The sequence below is a fragment of the Mycolicibacterium arcueilense genome (assembly GCF_058536225.1).
Genome location: NZ_JBZTYL010000007.1, coordinates 456,194 through 471,964, shown reverse-complemented (window position 1 = coordinate 471,964; position 15,771 = coordinate 456,194). Strand labels below are relative to the sequence as shown.

Below are 15,771 nucleotides of genomic sequence, written 5' to 3'. Positions count from 1 at the left end.
CGCTCCCCAGCTGGGACCGCGGTCTGCATCTCGGCTGATGTGTTGCGTTTCCCGGCACCGGGACCGCTTATCCGGTAAGCCGGCCTCCAGCTGCTCGCGTCTCCAAAAGCCTGTGAACCCGTGTCGACCCAGGGACGATCGCCCGCGCCTACACCGGCCGACGAACGACACCTGAAGAACTTCCATCGCGTGTTCTGCGAACGTCAGGTCGACGGCGCGGACGCGGTCCAAGGCCGCGCAGACCGCCGCGAGCAACGGTCGACAAACAATGGTCCCGCGTGCGGCACCCACCGCAGGTACGGCGCGTTCAACGCGTTGACCACCGTTCATTAACTAGATAAATAGATATATATATTGCCCCTTCATCGGGCGACCATTTGCCCATCTAACGATCCATGTAGGTAAGAATCGACTGCTGGCCGTGGGTCCGACCCCCACCGCCGCAATGGGTTCCACAGGCGACCAGCCAGACGCCCCGGCGGAGACCCCCCGGGGGCGCGGCGCCGTGTGCAGCACGGATGCGCCCCAGGCGGGAGCAAGACTGCCCGAATCGCCTGCCGGCTGCGATCTCGACCACCCCGAGATGCCCGGCGCCGACACGTCGACACCGACCGTGAATTCATCGACATAAGACATTTCGACCAAAAACCATCAGGCGCACTTCCTGTCATAAAGGGGGGCTGTTTTAACGCGTACGAAGGGGCGCATATTCGCGGCCGAATAAGCACCACAATGGCGTCAATTGAGTTTCCTTTGCTTGTTGCTAGCAAATCCTAGCTAGTGGGTGTCGACCGTCGGCGACAAATACCTCAGCAACTCTCTCCGGTAACGCAAACCCCTTGCCCCCGTCGACGCACCAGGCACGAGCACAGGCTCATGCCCAACGCGGCGCAACCCGCGCCAGGTATGTCGATATGCACTTCTAGCTGCACTGACATCAGACATCTCACCCGGAGTGGACGTTGCGTTAGTAGCACTACGAGCAGCGGCACCAGCTCTTGCCTCCGCGCAAGACACGGTCACAGCGACCATCTCGACAGAACAAGCAAATCCACCCGACCGAACTAGTCGGCCCCTGTATCGTCCGTCGGCATTGGGTCGAATCTGTTGCTACCGCCGAAAACAATGGTGTACGGTTCCCCCGCAACGGCGTGTGTGCTGGACCACATCTCCGATCCAGTCATCTGTCGATAAAGTTCCATGAAGGGAATCGCAGGCCATGAAACATCGCGACGCACAGGTGGTGCACGAGTCTTGGTGACCGTGGGAAATGCTTATCGACCCCTTCGCGCGCTCGGCGACTTCTTCGCGACCACCTTGGACACGTTCGTGTTGATGTTCAAGCCGCCCTTCGCGTGGCGCGAGTTCCTGCTGCAGACCTGGTTCGTCGCACGTGTGTCTATCGCGCCGACCTTGCTGCTATCGATCCCCTTCACGGTCCTGACCGTGTTCATCATCAACATCCTGCTCGTTGAGCTGGGTGCGGCCGACTTCTCGGGCACTGGAGCCGCTCTGGGCGCGGTCACTCAGATCGGCCCGCTGGTCACCGTGCTTGTCATTTCAGGCGCGGGCGCGACGGCGATGTGCGCGGACCTGGGATCGCGAACCATCCGCGAAGAGTTGGACGCAATGAGGGTGCTCGGCATCGACCCGGTACAGGCACTCGTCGTGCCCCGCGTGTTGGCCGCCACCGTCGTCGCCGTCATGTTGACCTCGCTGGTGACCATGGTTGGCATCGTCGGCAGCTTCTTCTTCGCGGTGTTCTTCCAGAACGTCACGCCTGGCGCCTTCGCATCCGGTCTGACCCTCCTGGTCGGGGGCATTGACGTGGTGGTGAACCTTGCCAAAGCCGCGATCTTCGGTCTCGTCGCCGGCCTTATCGCCTGCTACAAGGGCATCTCGGTCGGCGGCGGTCCCCAGGGCGTGGGGAACGCGGTCAACGAGACAGTGGTTTTCACCTTCATGGCTCTGTTCGTCATCAACGTCATCGCCACAGCGGTCGCAGTCAGGGTCACAGCGTGACGGCGCAAGTTGGAAGGGCCAGCAGCCTGCATCCCCGGACCCGACGGTTCTTGGCGTCCTGCTCCAAGAGCTGGAAACGGGTGGGCGAGCAGACCCAGTTCTACGGCTGGACCGTGCGCGGCATCGGCGACGCCGTTGTCCACTACAAGGTCGAAGTCATCCGGCAGATCGCTCAGATGAGTCTGGGTGTGGGCGCGCTCGCGCTCATCGGCGGGACGGTGGTCATCGTGGCCTTCCTGACGTTGTCCGCCGGATCGCTCATCGCGGTTCAGTCGTACAACCAGCTCGCCCAAATCGGTGTCGAGGCGCTGGCTGGATTCACGTCGGCGTTTCTCAACGTCCGACTGGTGTCGCCGCTGGTGGCCGGCATCGGCCTCGCCGCGACCATCGGCGCCGGCGCCACCGCCCAACTTGGCGCCATGCGGATCAGTGAGGAGATCGACGCACTCGAAGTGATGGGTGTCCGGTCGGTCGCGTACCTGGCGTCGACGCGCGTGTTGGCCGGTGTGCTGGTAGTCATTCCGCTCTATTGCATCGCCGTCATCATGGCTTTCGTCGCCACCAGGTTCGGTACCACCTTCGTCTATGGGCAGTCCACCGGCGTCTACGACCACTACTTCAAAACGTTCCTCAACCCCACCGATCTCATCTGGTCGTTCATGCAAGCGATCCTGATCGCCGTCGTGGTGATGCTGGTGCACACCTATTACGGCTTCACCGCCACGGGAGGCCCCGCCGGAGTCGGCGAGGCTGTCGGCCGGGGTGTACGTACGTCGCTCGTCGCCACTGTCTTCGTAACCCTGTTCGTCTCGCTAGCCGTCTACGGCCAGTCCGGCAACTTCCACCTTTCGGGATAACGCGATGGATTTTTTACGCAATGACAGCCGGCTGAACCCCGGGTGGTGGACGCTCTTCCTAGTCGCTTTCCTTGCGGCCGTGGTGTTCGTGACCAGTGCGCTGTTCTCCGGGGCCTTCACCGCCTACGTGCCCGTCACCTTGACCTCCGACCGATCCGGCCTGGTGATGGAGCCGGGCGGCAAGGTCAAGATGCAGGGCGTGGAGGTAGGCCGGGTTGGCGAGGTCCAAGGTGGCGACCCCGTTCGGCTCAAGCTCGAGATCTTCCCGGACCAGCTCCAATACCTCCCCGCCAACATCGGCGCCCAGATTCGGGCGACCACAGCCTTCGGCGCAAAGTTCGTGGACCTGACCTACCCGTCTGCTCCGAGCGCACACCACCTGCAGCCAGGGGCGGTCATCGAGGCGTCGAACGTCTCGACCGAGGTCAACACTGTCTTCCAGAATCTGATGGGCGTGCTCAAGCAGATCGATCCAGCCAAGCTCAATGGTGTGCTGTCCGCCCTGGCCGAGGGCCTTCGCGGCCAGGGCTCGACCATCGGCCAGGCCACTACCGATGCCAATGAGGTGCTGTCGGCTCTGAACCCCCGAGCAGACACCATGCGGCGAGACTGGCAGTCGCTCAAGGGTTTCAGCGACACCTACAGCGCCGCCGCCCAGAACATCCTGACGGTGCTGGATGCAGCGAGTACAACCAGCACCACGATCACCGACCACGCGCAGGCACTGGACGCACTGCTGCTCAATCTGACCGGACTCTCACGCAGCGGCGAGAACCTACTCGGGTCGAGCAAGGACAACCTTGTGACGTCAGTCAACGACCTCTCGTCGACCACCAGCTTGTTGCTCGGATACAACCCGATGATCACGTGCACCATCGTCGGCGGAAAGCATTTTCTGGATAACGGCGGCTACAAGGGCGCAGGCGGAAACGGTTACTCGACAATCACCGACGTCGGACTTCTGCTGGGCGATGACCCGTACAAGTATCCGGACAACTTGCCGATCGTCGCGGCCAAGGGCGGTCCCGGCGGAAAGCCAGGATGCGGATCCCTTCCGTACGTCGAAAACATGTACCCCGTGCGCCAGTTGGTCACCAATACCGGTTGGGGTACCGGCAACGATATTCGGACCAACCCCGGTATCGGTTTCCCGGCCTACAACAACTTCTTCCCCGTCACCCGGGGCAACCCCGAGCCGCCGAGCATCCGCAATCTCTTCGGAGGCCCAGCGCCCGGCCCCATCCCGTATCCCGGCGCCCCGCCCTACGGCGCACCGATGTACGCCCCGGACGGCACCCCGCTGTGGCCCGGACTTCCCCCGGGAGTTCCATCGGCGTCACCGCCACCCGACCCCAACGATGTCCCCGCCGGGGCGGAGCCGTTCACGCCGCCCGCGCCCGCGGAACTGGTGCCGACACCGCTACCCCCGCCAGTGCCCTGAATCCGCCAAACAGCCGTACCGCGAAGCTATGAGAGGCAACAGTCGTGAGATCTAATCTGCGAGGCGCCGTCTGGCGACTTGCCGTCTTCGCAGTGGCAGCAGCGCTAGGCATCTTTTCGCTCTTCGCGATTTTCGCCCAGCTGCGGTTCGAGGACGGAAAGACCTACGGGGCGGAGTTCAGCAACATCAGCGGACTGGAGACGGGCCAATTCGTCCGCGTCGCCGGCGTCGAGGTCGGCAAGGTGACGGATATCCGGATCCAGCCCGACAACAAGGTGCTGGTCCACTTCACCGCCGATAACACCGTCGTACTGACCCAGGGCAGCCGGGCGGTGATCCGCTACGACGACCTGATCGGCGGCCGCTACCTGGCCCTCGAAGAGGGGGCGGGAAGCACCGCTGAGCTCAAGCCCGGTGGCACTATCCCGCTAGCCAACACCTCGCCAGCGCTGAACCTCGACGCACTCATCGGTGGCTTCCGACCGCTGTTCCGCGCCTTGAACCCAGACCAGGTCAATGCCTTGTCGGGCCAGCTGATCAAAGCACTGCAGGGCCAAGGCGCCACGATCGGCTCATTCTTGAATCAAACTGCGGCACTGACGAACACCCTCGCGGACCGGGACCAGTTGATCGGACAGGTGATCGTGAACCTCAACACCGTCGTGGGCTCGCTCGGCGATCAGAGCAAGAACGTCGACACCGCCGTGACCTCCCTGTCCGACCTCGTCGACACCTTGGCCAGCCACAAATCCGATATCAGCAATTCCGTGGCATACACCAACGCCGCCTCAAACTCGATCGCCGATCTGCTGGCCCAGGCACGAACCCCCTTGAAGAAGGTTATCGCCGAGACCGACCGGTCCGCAGGCCTGGTAGTGGCCGACCACGACTACATGGACAACCTCCTCAACACCTTGCCCGAGGCATACCAGCAGTTGGGCCGCCAAGGGCTTTACGGAGACTTCTTCAGCTTCTATCTGTGCGAAGTCGCCTTGAAAGTCAACGGCAAAGGGGGCCAACCGGTCTACATCAAGCTCGTCGGCCAAGACTCCGGAAGGTGCACGCCGAAATGAAGTCCTTCCGAGAACGTAACCCCGTGGTGATCGGCGCCGTCGGCGTCGGCATCACCGCCGGTCTGATGCTGCTGGCGCTGAACTACGACAAACTGCCCGTCGTCAATCGGACAACAAGCTACTCGGCGTACTTCGCCGAGGCCGGTGGCCTCACTCCCGGTGCGCCAGTGCAGGTTTCCGGCTTCAAGGTCGGTGCCGTCGAAGGTGTGAAGCTCGACCATGCCCGCGTGCTGGTCACGTTCAACGTGGCCCACGACATCCGTCTCGGCGACCACACCGAAGCAGCCATCCAGACCAAGAGCCTGCTGGGGTCGAAAATCATCGAGATCACCCCACGGGGTGGTGGCATTCAAGACGGTCCGATCCCGCTCGACCGCACACGTTCTGCGTATCAATTGCCCGATGCCCTTGGCGATCTCACCGCCACGATCAGCGGCCTGGACACCGATCAGCTGTCGGACTCGCTGGCGGTCCTAACCGACACATTCAAGGACACTCCCCCAGATCTGAAGGTCGCGGTTGCCGGCGTGGAGCGATTCTCGCGCACCCTGAGCGCCCGCGACGAGCAATTACGCAACCTGCTGGCCAACGCCGACAAAGCCACCGCGGTGCTGTCGGAGCGCAGTGACCAGGTGGTCAACCTCATCGCCAACAGCGATGCACTGCTCGTCCAGCTGCAGAGCCAAAGCGCGGCACTCGACCAGATCGCTGGATCCATCTCGGCGCTCTCGCGGCAGGCGAAGACATTCATCGACGAGAACAACGCGACATTCAAGCCCGCGATCGACAAGCTCAACGGGGTACTCGCGATTGTTGACAATCGCAAAGAGCAGGTGCAGAAGTCCATCAAGTTACTGAACGCCTACGCGATGTCTCTCGGCGAGTCGGTGTCCGCGGCCCCGTTCTTCAAGGCTTACATCGGCAACCTGTTACCGGGCCAGTTCCTGCAACCTTTTATCGACGCCGCATTTTCCGACCTCGGCCTGGATCCCAGCGTGCTGCTGCCGTCGCAACTGACAGACCCACCCGTCGGCCAACCCGGCACACCGGCTCTGCCGGTCCCCTACCCCCGCACTGGTCAGGGCGGCGAGCCGAATCTGACACTGCCCGACGCGATCACCGGCAAGCCGGGCGATCAGGGGTGCGGTCAGCCCGGCCTGCCACTGCCCGGACCGACCGGCTGCTACCCGTACCGGGAACCGCCGCCCGCTCCACCGCCGGGAGGCCCGCCTCCTGGACCACCGGCCGCGGCCGCCCCAGGGTTGGCATCCGTTCCCTCGCCGGTACCCAACCCCGTGACTGTTCATGCCCCCGGTGAATTGCCGGCCCCGAGCGCACCCACCAACGGAGGACAGTGATGACCGCACGCAGAGCGCGAGTCGGCCTCGCCGCCCTTCTCGCCGTCCTGGTGGTGGCCGGGATCGTGGTCGTGACGAAGACTCAGCAGCGCATCAACCGCGTCAATGTTGTGGGCTACTTCGCCAACAGCAATGGCATCTTCGCCGGCGACGAAGTACGAGTTCTCGGGGTGCCGGTCGGAAAGATCGACACGATCACGCCAGAGGCCACCCGGGTCAAGATCACCTTTTGGTACGACGCCCAGTACCAGGTGCCCGCCGATGCCAAGGCGGTTATCCTTTCTCCGTCGCTGGTCACCTCCCGGGCCATCCAACTGACGCCGGCGTACACCACCGGGCCCACCATGGCGGATCACGCCGTCGTGCCTGAGGAGCGCACCGCTGTTCCCGTTGAATGGGACGACTTTCGCGTGCAGTTGGAGCGACTCACCGACACCCTGCAACCCACTCATCCAGGCGGTGTCAGCACGCTGGGCGGGCTCATCAACACCTCGGCGGACAACCTGCGCGGCCAGGGCGCGAACATCCGGCAAACGATTATTCAGATGTCCCAGGCATTTTCGGCGCTCGGAGATCGCAGCAAGAACCTGTTCAGCACAGTCAAGAACATCTCAGCCGTGGTCACGGCGCTTCAGAGCAGTCAGGACCTGCTACGCCAGCTCAATCAGAACCTCGCCGCCGTCACCGGACTTCTGGCCAACGATCCGAACGAGATCGCCAACGCCGTCCGCGATATCGACTCCGTCGTCGGCGAACTGACGGCCTTCGTCGCCGCCAACAAGGAAACGGTGGGCACCACGTCGGACAAACTGGCCTCGGTAAGCACCGCGCTCAATCAGAGCCTCGACGACATCAAACAGACGCTGCACATCGCGCCAACTGCGTTGCAGAACTTCGTCAACATCTACCAGCCCGCACAGGGCGCGCTGACAGGCGCGCTGGCCGTCAACCAGTTTTCCAATCCGATCGAATTCATCTGCGGCGCCATCCAGGCGGCCTCACGACTCGGCGCCGAACAATCCGCCAAACTGTGCGCACAATACCTGGCGCCCATCATCAAGAACCGGCAGTACAACTTTCTTCCCTTGGGACAAAACGTTCTTGTCGGCGCTCAGGCGCGGCCCAACGAGATCACTTACAGCGAGGATTGGATGCGGCCGGATTACGTTCCACCGCAGCAATCTTCGCCGCCACCGGCTGGCGCAGCGCCCACCGACACAGCGCCGATGGCCGCGGAATCATCGACGTCTACGCCGCCCGCCCCTGCACCCGTCGCTACCAACCCAGACAACGGATTGACCGGCATGATGATCCCCCCCGGCGGTGGCTCGTGATCGACCGCCGCCTCCATCGGACCGGCTCGGCCCTGTTGGCCGCCCTCGTCCTAGTCAGCAGCGCATCCGGTTGTTCACAGTGGCGCGGCGTGAACACCCTGGACCTTCCGGGCACCGAAGGCCACCGCAACAACCCGTTCACCATCCAGGCACAGTTCCCCGATGTCGAGAACCTGCAAAGGAATTCGCGCGTCCGCGTCGGTGACGTCACAGTCGGCAATGTCACCAAGATCGAACGGCAGGGCTGGCACGCGCTAGTGACGATGAGCCTCAATGGCGACGTCAAACTCCCCGCCAATGCCACGGCAACCGTCGGCCAGACAAGCCTGTTGGGCTCACTGCACGTCGAGCTCGCTCCGCCGGTCGGAGTCGCACCGCAAGGCAGACTGACCGCGGGGGCGGTGATCCCGTTGTCGTCGGGGTCTATCTATCCCTCGACAGAGCAAACCCTGGCTGGTATCTCGATGCTCCTCAACGGTGGCGGCATCGGGCAACTCCAGGACATCACACAGTCGCTGAGCACCGCCTTTGCCGGCCGCGAAGGCGACCTACGTAGCCTGCTCACCCAGCTGGATCAATTCATCGGTTCCCTCAACGACCAGACCACCGACATCATCGCGGCCACGGACAGCTTCAACGGACTGGTGAGCCAGCTCGCCGACCAGAAGCCAGTGCTGGACAAGGCATTACAGACGTTGCCTGCCGCCCTGCAGGTGCTCAGTGATCAGCGTCAGCATCTTGCCGATGCGTTGACGGAACTCGGCAGGTTCAGCGCATTGACAGCTGACACGGTCAACCAGACCAAGGAGAATCTGATCAAGGAGCTCAACGATCTCGGGCCGGTTCTGCAGTCGCTCGCCGACGCCGGTCCGGCGCTGACCAGATCCCTGAGTTTCTTCGCCACCTTCCCGTATCCGAAAGAGACGCTCAACAAGTGGCTACGTGGCGAGTACGCCAATCAGACCATCATCCTCGACCTGACACTGAGCCGGTTGGACGCCAGCTTCTTCACCGGCACCCGCTGGGAAGGCGACCTGACCGAACTGGAGCTGCAGTGGGGCCGCACGATCGGCCAGATGCCCAGCCCGTACACCGCGGCCAACCCACTGGTTGCGCCCTACCACGGCGATCAAGGACCCTAGTATGCACATGACCAGACGCATCTGGATACAGCTGATCGCGTTTCTCGTAGTGTCCACGGTCGCGTTCGCCGTTATGGCCTTCGGCTACATGGGGTTGCCCAACCTGCTCTTCGGCGTCGGGCACTATCAGGTCACCGTTCAACTTCCTGAAGCCGGCGGGCTCTACGCCCGCGGCAACGTCACCTACCGGGGCACCGAAGTCGGTCAGGTCAAAGACGTCCGGTTGATCAAGGGCGGCGGCGTCGAAGCGGTGCTGTCGTTGAGGTCCGACGTGAGAATCCCCTCAGATCTGCAGGCCGAGGTGCACAGCCAGACCGCGGTGGGAGAGCAATTCGTTGCGCTGTTGCCGCGCAACGCCGACTCGCCACCGCTGCGCGACGGCGACGTCATCACCCGGGCCAACTCCAGCGTTCCACCAGATATCAACAGCCTGCTCGACGCCACCAACCGCGGACTACTGGCGATCCCTCAGGACGATCTGCGCACCACCATCGACGAGGCGTACAACGCAGTCGGCGGTCTCGGGCCCGATATCGCACGGTTCGTCAAGGGATCTACCGCGCTGGCCACCGACGCCCGGCAAAACCTCGGAGACCTCACCAACCTCGTCGACCAGGCCTGGCCTATCCTCGACACCCAGACTGATACATCAAACTCGGTGCAGGCCTGGACATCTCACTTGGCCACCATCACGCAGCAACTGCGCGACAACGACGGCGCGGTGGCAGGCATCCTAGAGAAAGGCGCGCCGGCCGCCGCCGAGGTACGCGCGCTCATCGACCGGGTCCAACCCACGCTACCGATCCTGGCGGCCAACCTGGCCAACGTCGCGCCGGTCCTGATCACCTATCGCGCCGATCTGGAGCAGCTGCTCGTCCTGCTCCCTCAGGCCACCGCGATGATGCAGGCCATCAGCGTTCCGAGCATGAACAACCCGAGCCCGTACGCGGGTGGCCTGTTGGCCTTCAACCTTAATCTCAACCTGCCCCCGCCGTGTACGACAGGATTCCTCCCGGCCCAGCAGCGGCGGACCGCCAACTTCGAGGACTATCCCGAACGCCCGGCCGGTGACCTCTACTGCCGGGTGCCGCAGGATTCGCCGCTGGGTGTCCGTGGCGCACGCAATATTCCGTGCGAGACGGTGCCCGGCAAACGCGCGCCGACGGTAAAGCTATGCGAAAGCGACGAGAACTACGTTCCGCTCAACGACGGCTTCAACTGGAAAGGCGACCCCAACGCCACCTTGACAGGGCAGGGTGTCCCCCAGTTGCCGCCGGGGTCTACGGGTCCCGCGCCGCCAATAGCGGTGGCTCAATATGACCCTGCGACGGGCGATTACGTAGGTCCGGACGGAAAGCTGTACAACCAGGCCGACGTGGGTCAGAACGCACCGAAGGACAAGAACTGGCAGACGATGCTCATCCCTCCGACGCCTTGACGCCCGGCGGAATTGAGCCTGGTCCGTCGAGCTGGGAATCCGGTGGTGATGCACGACGCGCAGTTGATGACCCCGCACACGGGATTGCCCCGGTTTGGTTGACTCCGGCGCGACCGTGAACGCGGCGAAAATGAGTTCGACCCGAAGGATTCGTCGCTGCGCTCATAGGTGGTCGCGTGGTTGGCCGGCCCCGAGGCCGACCACATCAGCGGTCAGGTGATCCGCGCGATCGGCGAGAATATCCAGCTGCTCAAGGGCTGGTATCCGGCGGCCTCGGTGTCCAACGGCCAGAAGCGCTGGGATGCAAATAAATTCGGCGCGATCATGGCCACAGGCATATTCGGCACCCGCAACACCGGGCTGCGCCTCGCCGGCTGGGCCCGACATCGACGATCTTCGGTTGCATCGGCACCTCGAAATGCCCAGCCATGCGGTCCGGGAGCGTGATACCACCCGCGGTATCACGCTCCCGGACCGATTTGTTGCACAGTGCCGCCTTGACAGGCGGTATCAGCTCAGGGTGCGAGCAGCAGATCCTCGTCTGCGAACCGAAGCACCGCGTCTTGATCGACCCGTTCGGTGGGGCGCAGGAATCCGCCCCGCCGGTGGTAGTGCTCGACGTGTTCCGTTGGCACGGCGTCACCGCCAGTCAACACGTCGATCGAAGCTGGACCGATCCGGTCTGCCACTGCGCGCAGATGCGCACCGTCCACTGGGAAGGCACGTAGTGCATTCTCCCCCAGGATCTTTCGGGCATCACCTTCCGGAACTCCGGCGAACGCCACCTTGATCCAGTTCCAAGTGTCAGGCCACATGCCTTCCGGATGCGGGTAGTCGATGCCCAGCATCAGCCGATCCACACCGATATCGTCGCGGGCCTCGACCTCGACCTTGTGAATCGATGACGGGGTCGCAAAGCAGTGACGCTCCCAATATTCACTCGGGCGCATCTTCAGCGGAGTATCCCGCTGCTCGTACCAGGAATCGAGAATCTGCAGTGTGATTGGCAGCCAATCCGACCTGACCTCGGTCAGGACGAACCGCAGCTGCGGGTACCGGTCGAACACTCCACCGATCATCAATTGCCAGAGCAACCGGCGTGGGCCGTAATCCAAGCGGAACGGCGATGCCGGGGATTCGGCGAACTCCTTCTGCAGCGCCTCGCGGGCCTGCTCGTCAAGTCGCTGCTGAGTAGCCATCATCTGGCTTGCCTCCGCGCCGCCAAGATGGGTGGCCACGAACGCCGAGATGAACTCCTGATAGCGACCTTGCGGGAATCCCCACCCGGCGTGCACTGCGAGGGTGAGATCGAGGTCGACGCACGCCTTCCAGAACAGTTCGTAGTGGTCGCTGACGATAGCCGGCAGGGCGGGGTCCTCGATGATGCCGGGCACACCTACGCTGACGTAGCCGTGCCGGCGCGCCCAATGCAGTTCGCGAACTGAGGCCTCGATGTCGTGGCACGTACCCGGGTCCGCCATTCCGTAGAGCCGACCGTCGCCCCCGGACATGAAGTCGGCCAGCCACCGGTGGTACGCCCGCATGCCTGCGTCGCGCAAACTCGCCTCGAAGGGCTTGTTCACCACACTGAACAATGGCAGTGACGAGAACTGGTGCCCCGGTACCAACATCTCACCCGCAACGCCCTCGCGATCGAGCTGTTCCATGCGTACGCCGATGTCCCAGCCACCGAAGCGCTCCGGGAAGGCGGGGGCCCAGCGCGGGTCCAACTCGGCCGCCGGCTCCTCGCGCGGCCCCGAACTGAAGTCCGGAGCCAGCATTCGTCGATAGGCCTGCTCCTCCTCGGACAACAGATCCTTGACGGTGTCGCGAACATCCGGATCGAAATAGGGCAGATAGTCGGCCATCCGTTTCGCGCCGGCATGCCCATCGGCCGAGAAGATCAGCACCTTGTCCTGCGTCTCACCCATGTTTCGCTCCTGATTCACGGCATCCGGCGCTGCGCGGGATACCTTTGCAATATCGAGCACTCAATCCGATCGACCTGGTGCCACCGCACGCGGTACATACAGGCTGTATGTAGAGGATACAAATTGTATGTCTAGTGGTCAACCGTCAAAAGCGCAGAAGCGTGCTGTCCGTACGGCGGAGATCGCCGAACGTGCTGAGGCCACCCGCGCTGCACTGGTCGCTGCTGGGCGCCGACTCTTTGTCGAGAAGGGCTACTTCGCTACCGGCACCGAGGAGATCGTCGCGGCCGCAGGCGTGGGCACCAGAGGTGCGCTCTACCACCATTTTGCGAACAAGGAAGCACTGTTCCTCGCGGTTTTTCTCGCCGTCCAGGAACAAGTCAACAGCCAAGCGCCGCGGCCCGAAGATGCCGACGACGCTTTGGGCGCATTGCGCGCCGGCCTGCGTGCCTATCTGAAGTCGTCGCTCACCGGCGAGGTTCAGCGCATCCTGATGATCGAGGGCCCTGCTGTGCTCGGTTGGCAGCGGTGGCGCGAGCTACAGGTTCAATTCGGTCTCGGGTCGATTCGCGCTCTCCTGGAGAAGGCGGTCGAGCAGGGTGCCGTCATTCCGCAGCCACTAGACGTGCTTGCCCATGTGCTGCTCGCCGCCGCCGACGAAGCCGCCCAGTTCGTTGCCAACGCTCCCGATCCACATCAGGCACGCGACAATGCCATAGAGGTCATCGACGGTATACTGCAACGGCTCGGTCCGCCACGCTGAGATGGAATCTGCGCCGCGTCATCCCTTGAAAGGCTGCACCTTCCGGTGGACGGTCATTGCCGATCCGGCGGGCCCCAGCACGGCATTGGCGCGCAGGAAGCGTCGATAGAACAACTGGACCAGGGCCTCGTCGTGGCGCCCGTCGTCAGCGAGGACGAAGTCCTCCAACTCGGCGTCACCGGCGACGACGTCCCGGGGCCGGTGCCCTAGCAGCGGCGTCAGATCATCAAGATCCTGTTCGTCGAGCTGCGCCCCGATCTCCTGCCGGCGCAGCAGATGTCTGGCCAGTCGAAATGAATTGCGGACCTCGTAGCGGGCGAACGGCTCGTCGATGGTCACCGAGCCCAGCGTCTGAACCATGTGATGGAACGCAACATCATTGGTGAACTGCGCCGGTTCGGGCACATCGATCGTCTCGTCAAGGTCGTAGCCCAGCAGCTCAGCGAAGGCTTCGACCGAGTGCAGGTTGGTTTCGGTACACCACTGCAAATTGGTCATATACGCCGAACCCGGGCTCGGAGCCGCCAGAGCACCATGAAAGGCGAGTTCATTGGTCAGGGTGAACGACAAGTGGTGGTGTTGGATTGCCTCCATGTCGAGCTCGGCCCCGCCAGCCTCGGCGTAGATGCCGTAGAGCTCATCGAAGTCGCCGAAGTTCAGAACCGTGTCGCGCATGCGAAAGGCTGCCAGGTCCATCATCGGGTCACCGATGTGACCGATTTCGAGATCCAGCAGTGCCATGATCTTGCCGTCCTCATGATGGAACTGACCGGAGTCCCACACGACAGGTGCCTCGCGAGTGTTGTCGGGCAGCGGGTTTCGGCGCAGCCAGCCCAACGCGAACTCCACGAAGGGATCCGGCCTGCCCTTGGTCTGCCGGTAGAGCTTCTCGAAGTAAGCCATACCGACCGAGCCTGGAGTCGAGACTGGCGACGATGCCCGGGTCGTACCTGCCGCGTCGAATTCATCGACGTTCAGTGCGTGAATACGCGCAAGGATGCGCATGTATTCAGCCATCACCGCGTCACGCTCGGCCACGGCGGAGTCGGCGAAGTCGGGGCGCCCCGGCACCCGATCCATCACGTAGGCCGGTAGGGCCTCGAGCCAGCCATACACCCGTGGAACCGGAATACCGTTCCGGTACAGGAGATCTTGGAAGGTCATCTCGTGGTGCAGCGGGAACACCAGCGGTGAGTCGATCCGGTGTCCACGCACCATCAGTTCGAGGCGCTGACCATCGAGCTCTGCGTCGACAAGCCAGTTCGGTCGCCACCGGGTCTGTCGTTCGATCGCGAGAACCTCACCGCCCAGACCGGTGCGAACCCATTCGCTGATCAGCTCGATTTCATTCACGTCCGGGACCTACCTTGATAGTCGGAAACAACGGGCCCAACCGATCGGGGGTACTGCCGTGCAAGACGAGTTCGTCTGCGCCCGCGTCGCGATAGCGTTCGAAAGCCTCGTGGCAGTTCCGCGCCGATCCAACCGCAGCCGCCTCCGCGGTCCATTCAACTGGCAACACCGACGCCACCTCGACCAATTGCTCGCGGGTGAGCACCGAGTCTGCCGCGCCCCTGATCCCAGCCAGCAGAGAGTGAGAGCGTAAGCGCTCCAATGGTTCCGGATCCCATCCGTTCGCCGCCGCCAGGCGCTCCCCGAACCCCGGAATCTGGTAGTAGGTGACCGCCCTGGCCCCCACCACAGCGAGCTCCTCCGCCGCGGGCAGATCGCAGGCGACGACCACCGTGGCGTACACCCGCACGCTACCTACCGGCCGCCCTGCGGATCGCTCGGTGTCTCGGACGACCGCTACAGCGCGCGCCACCGCCGACGGAGTCAGGAACGGGTGCAGCAACACACCGTCGAAGTGCCGACCGGCCAACTCCAGGCCTCTAGGACCGATAGCAGCGAAAACCAGCGAAGGCACCGGTTGATCGGGTACATCGTTGAGTCGCAGCGACGGATACCGACCTGCCGGTCCGTCGTAGCGCACCTTCTCCCCGCGGCAGAGTCGCCGGAAGATGTCGGCGTGATCAACGATCGATGCGTTCGTCGAGCGCGGAAGACCGACAGCGGCCCACATGGCGTCCACGGAACGTCCGATGCCCAGGATGAAGCGGCCGTCCGATAACGCCTGGGCCGTCATCGCCAGCGAAGCCAGCAGCGCAGGATGGCGGGACTGGAAATGAGTTATGCCTGAGGCGATTCGGACCGTTGTGGTGACTTGGCTGAGCGCACCGACGATCACACCCAGATCTTTGGTACCCCATCGCTCGCTGAGCCACAGGGTCCGCAGTCCCAGCCGTTCAGCCGCATCGGCCTGCGCCACCGCTGCCCGGGGGTCGGAAACCCGGCCCGGCAGCGTGTAAGCACCGAGCGGTACGCGACTGGATATTTCGGCGTCCATCGCCC

The 15,771-nt window shown here is 63.4% G+C and carries 13 protein-coding genes; 10 read left to right on the top strand and 3 right to left on the bottom strand.

Going from position 1 to position 15,771, the window contains the following annotated elements:
- Positions 1-1,254 precede the first annotated feature (1,254 nt).
- From AC4LGL_RS06450 to AC4LGL_RS06410, 9 genes are all read left to right on the top strand, one after another.
- Complete coding sequence (locus tag AC4LGL_RS06450; RefSeq protein ID WP_061263350.1) at positions 1,255-2,022, top strand: MlaE family ABC transporter permease; 768 nt, start codon at positions 1,255-1,257, stop codon at positions 2,020-2,022.
- Complete coding sequence (locus AC4LGL_RS06445) at positions 2,019-2,879, top strand: ABC transporter permease (protein ID WP_077743320.1); 861 nt, start codon at positions 2,019-2,021, stop codon at positions 2,877-2,879. Before AC4LGL_RS06450 ends, AC4LGL_RS06445 begins: the two co-directional genes overlap by 4 nt.
- Before the next feature lie 4 nt (positions 2,880-2,883).
- Positions 2,884-4,320, top strand: coding sequence for an MCE family protein (locus AC4LGL_RS06440; RefSeq protein WP_061263267.1), 1,437 nt, complete (start codon positions 2,884-2,886; stop codon positions 4,318-4,320).
- Between the two features lie 44 nt (positions 4,321-4,364).
- Complete coding sequence (locus tag AC4LGL_RS06435; protein ID WP_061263266.1) at positions 4,365-5,393, top strand: MCE family protein; 1,029 nt, start codon at positions 4,365-4,367, stop codon at positions 5,391-5,393.
- The gene (locus AC4LGL_RS06430; RefSeq protein ID WP_061263348.1) at positions 5,390-6,751 is read left to right on the top strand and encodes an MCE family protein; all 1,362 of its coding nucleotides are present in this window, start codon (positions 5,390-5,392) and stop codon (positions 6,749-6,751) included. Before AC4LGL_RS06435 ends, AC4LGL_RS06430 begins: the two co-directional genes overlap by 4 nt.
- Complete coding sequence (locus tag AC4LGL_RS06425; protein ID WP_061263265.1) at positions 6,751-8,085, top strand: MCE family protein; 1,335 nt, start codon at positions 6,751-6,753, stop codon at positions 8,083-8,085. The genes AC4LGL_RS06430 and AC4LGL_RS06425 overlap by 1 nt, the downstream gene beginning before the upstream one ends.
- Positions 8,082-9,227: a virulence factor Mce family protein gene (locus tag AC4LGL_RS06420; protein WP_061263264.1), complete on the top strand. Its 1,146-nt coding sequence runs from the start codon at positions 8,082-8,084 to the stop codon at positions 9,225-9,227. The genes AC4LGL_RS06425 and AC4LGL_RS06420 overlap by 4 nt, the downstream gene beginning before the upstream one ends.
- A 1-nt stretch (position 9,228) precedes the next feature.
- Positions 9,229-10,665 carry an MCE family protein gene (locus AC4LGL_RS06415; protein WP_061263263.1) on the top strand — a complete coding sequence of 479 codons (1,437 nt, stop codon included), beginning with the start codon at positions 9,229-9,231 and terminating at the stop codon, positions 10,663-10,665.
- A gap of 180 nt (positions 10,666-10,845) precedes the next feature.
- Positions 10,846-11,112: a hypothetical protein gene (locus AC4LGL_RS06410; RefSeq protein ID WP_234815567.1), complete on the top strand. Its 267-nt coding sequence runs from the start codon at positions 10,846-10,848 to the stop codon at positions 11,110-11,112.
- Positions 11,113-11,180: 68 nt separating this feature from the next.
- On the opposite strand, the gene AC4LGL_RS06405 is transcribed toward AC4LGL_RS06410, so the two are convergent.
- Positions 11,181-12,596: an amidohydrolase family protein gene (locus tag AC4LGL_RS06405; RefSeq protein WP_061263347.1), complete on the bottom strand. Its 1,416-nt coding sequence runs from the start codon at positions 12,594-12,596 to the stop codon at positions 11,181-11,183.
- Between the two features lie 127 nt (positions 12,597-12,723).
- On the opposite strand from AC4LGL_RS06405, the gene AC4LGL_RS06400 reads away from it, so the two are divergent.
- Entirely contained in the window at positions 12,724-13,359 is a 636-nt protein-coding gene (locus tag AC4LGL_RS06400; protein WP_061263261.1) for a TetR/AcrR family transcriptional regulator, read from the top strand.
- An 18-nt stretch (positions 13,360-13,377) separates the two neighbouring features.
- On the opposite strand, the gene AC4LGL_RS06395 is transcribed toward AC4LGL_RS06400, so the two are convergent.
- Together AC4LGL_RS06395 and AC4LGL_RS06390 are read right to left on the bottom strand one after the other, a co-directional pair.
- Positions 13,378-14,712, bottom strand: coding sequence for a phosphotransferase family protein (locus tag AC4LGL_RS06395; RefSeq protein WP_491838058.1), 1,335 nt, complete (start codon positions 14,710-14,712; stop codon positions 13,378-13,380).
- A complete protein-coding gene (locus AC4LGL_RS06390) occupies positions 14,705-15,766 on the bottom strand; it encodes a TIGR03857 family LLM class F420-dependent oxidoreductase (protein ID WP_061263259.1) in 1,062 nt (353 codons plus the stop codon). The genes AC4LGL_RS06395 and AC4LGL_RS06390 overlap by 8 nt, the downstream gene beginning before the upstream one ends.
- Positions 15,767-15,771: the final 5 nt, after the last annotated feature.

Coding starts and splice junctions, on each gene's coding strand:
- AC4LGL_RS06405 (WP_061263347.1), bottom strand. CDS start 12,596: ATGGGTGAGACGCAGGACAAGGTGCTGATCTTCTCGGCCGATGGGCAT.
- AC4LGL_RS06430 (WP_061263348.1), top strand. CDS start 5,390: ATGAAGTCCTTCCGAGAACGTAACCCCGTGGTGATCGGCGCCGTCGGC.
- AC4LGL_RS06415 (WP_061263263.1), top strand. CDS start 9,229: ATGCACATGACCAGACGCATCTGGATACAGCTGATCGCGTTTCTCGTA.
- AC4LGL_RS06400 (WP_061263261.1), top strand. CDS start 12,724: ATGTCTAGTGGTCAACCGTCAAAAGCGCAGAAGCGTGCTGTCCGTACG.
- AC4LGL_RS06440 (WP_061263267.1), top strand. CDS start 2,884: ATGGATTTTTTACGCAATGACAGCCGGCTGAACCCCGGGTGGTGGACG.
- AC4LGL_RS06425 (WP_061263265.1), top strand. CDS start 6,751: ATGACCGCACGCAGAGCGCGAGTCGGCCTCGCCGCCCTTCTCGCCGTC.
- AC4LGL_RS06390 (WP_061263259.1), bottom strand. CDS start 15,766: ATGGACGCCGAAATATCCAGTCGCGTACCGCTCGGTGCTTACACGCTG.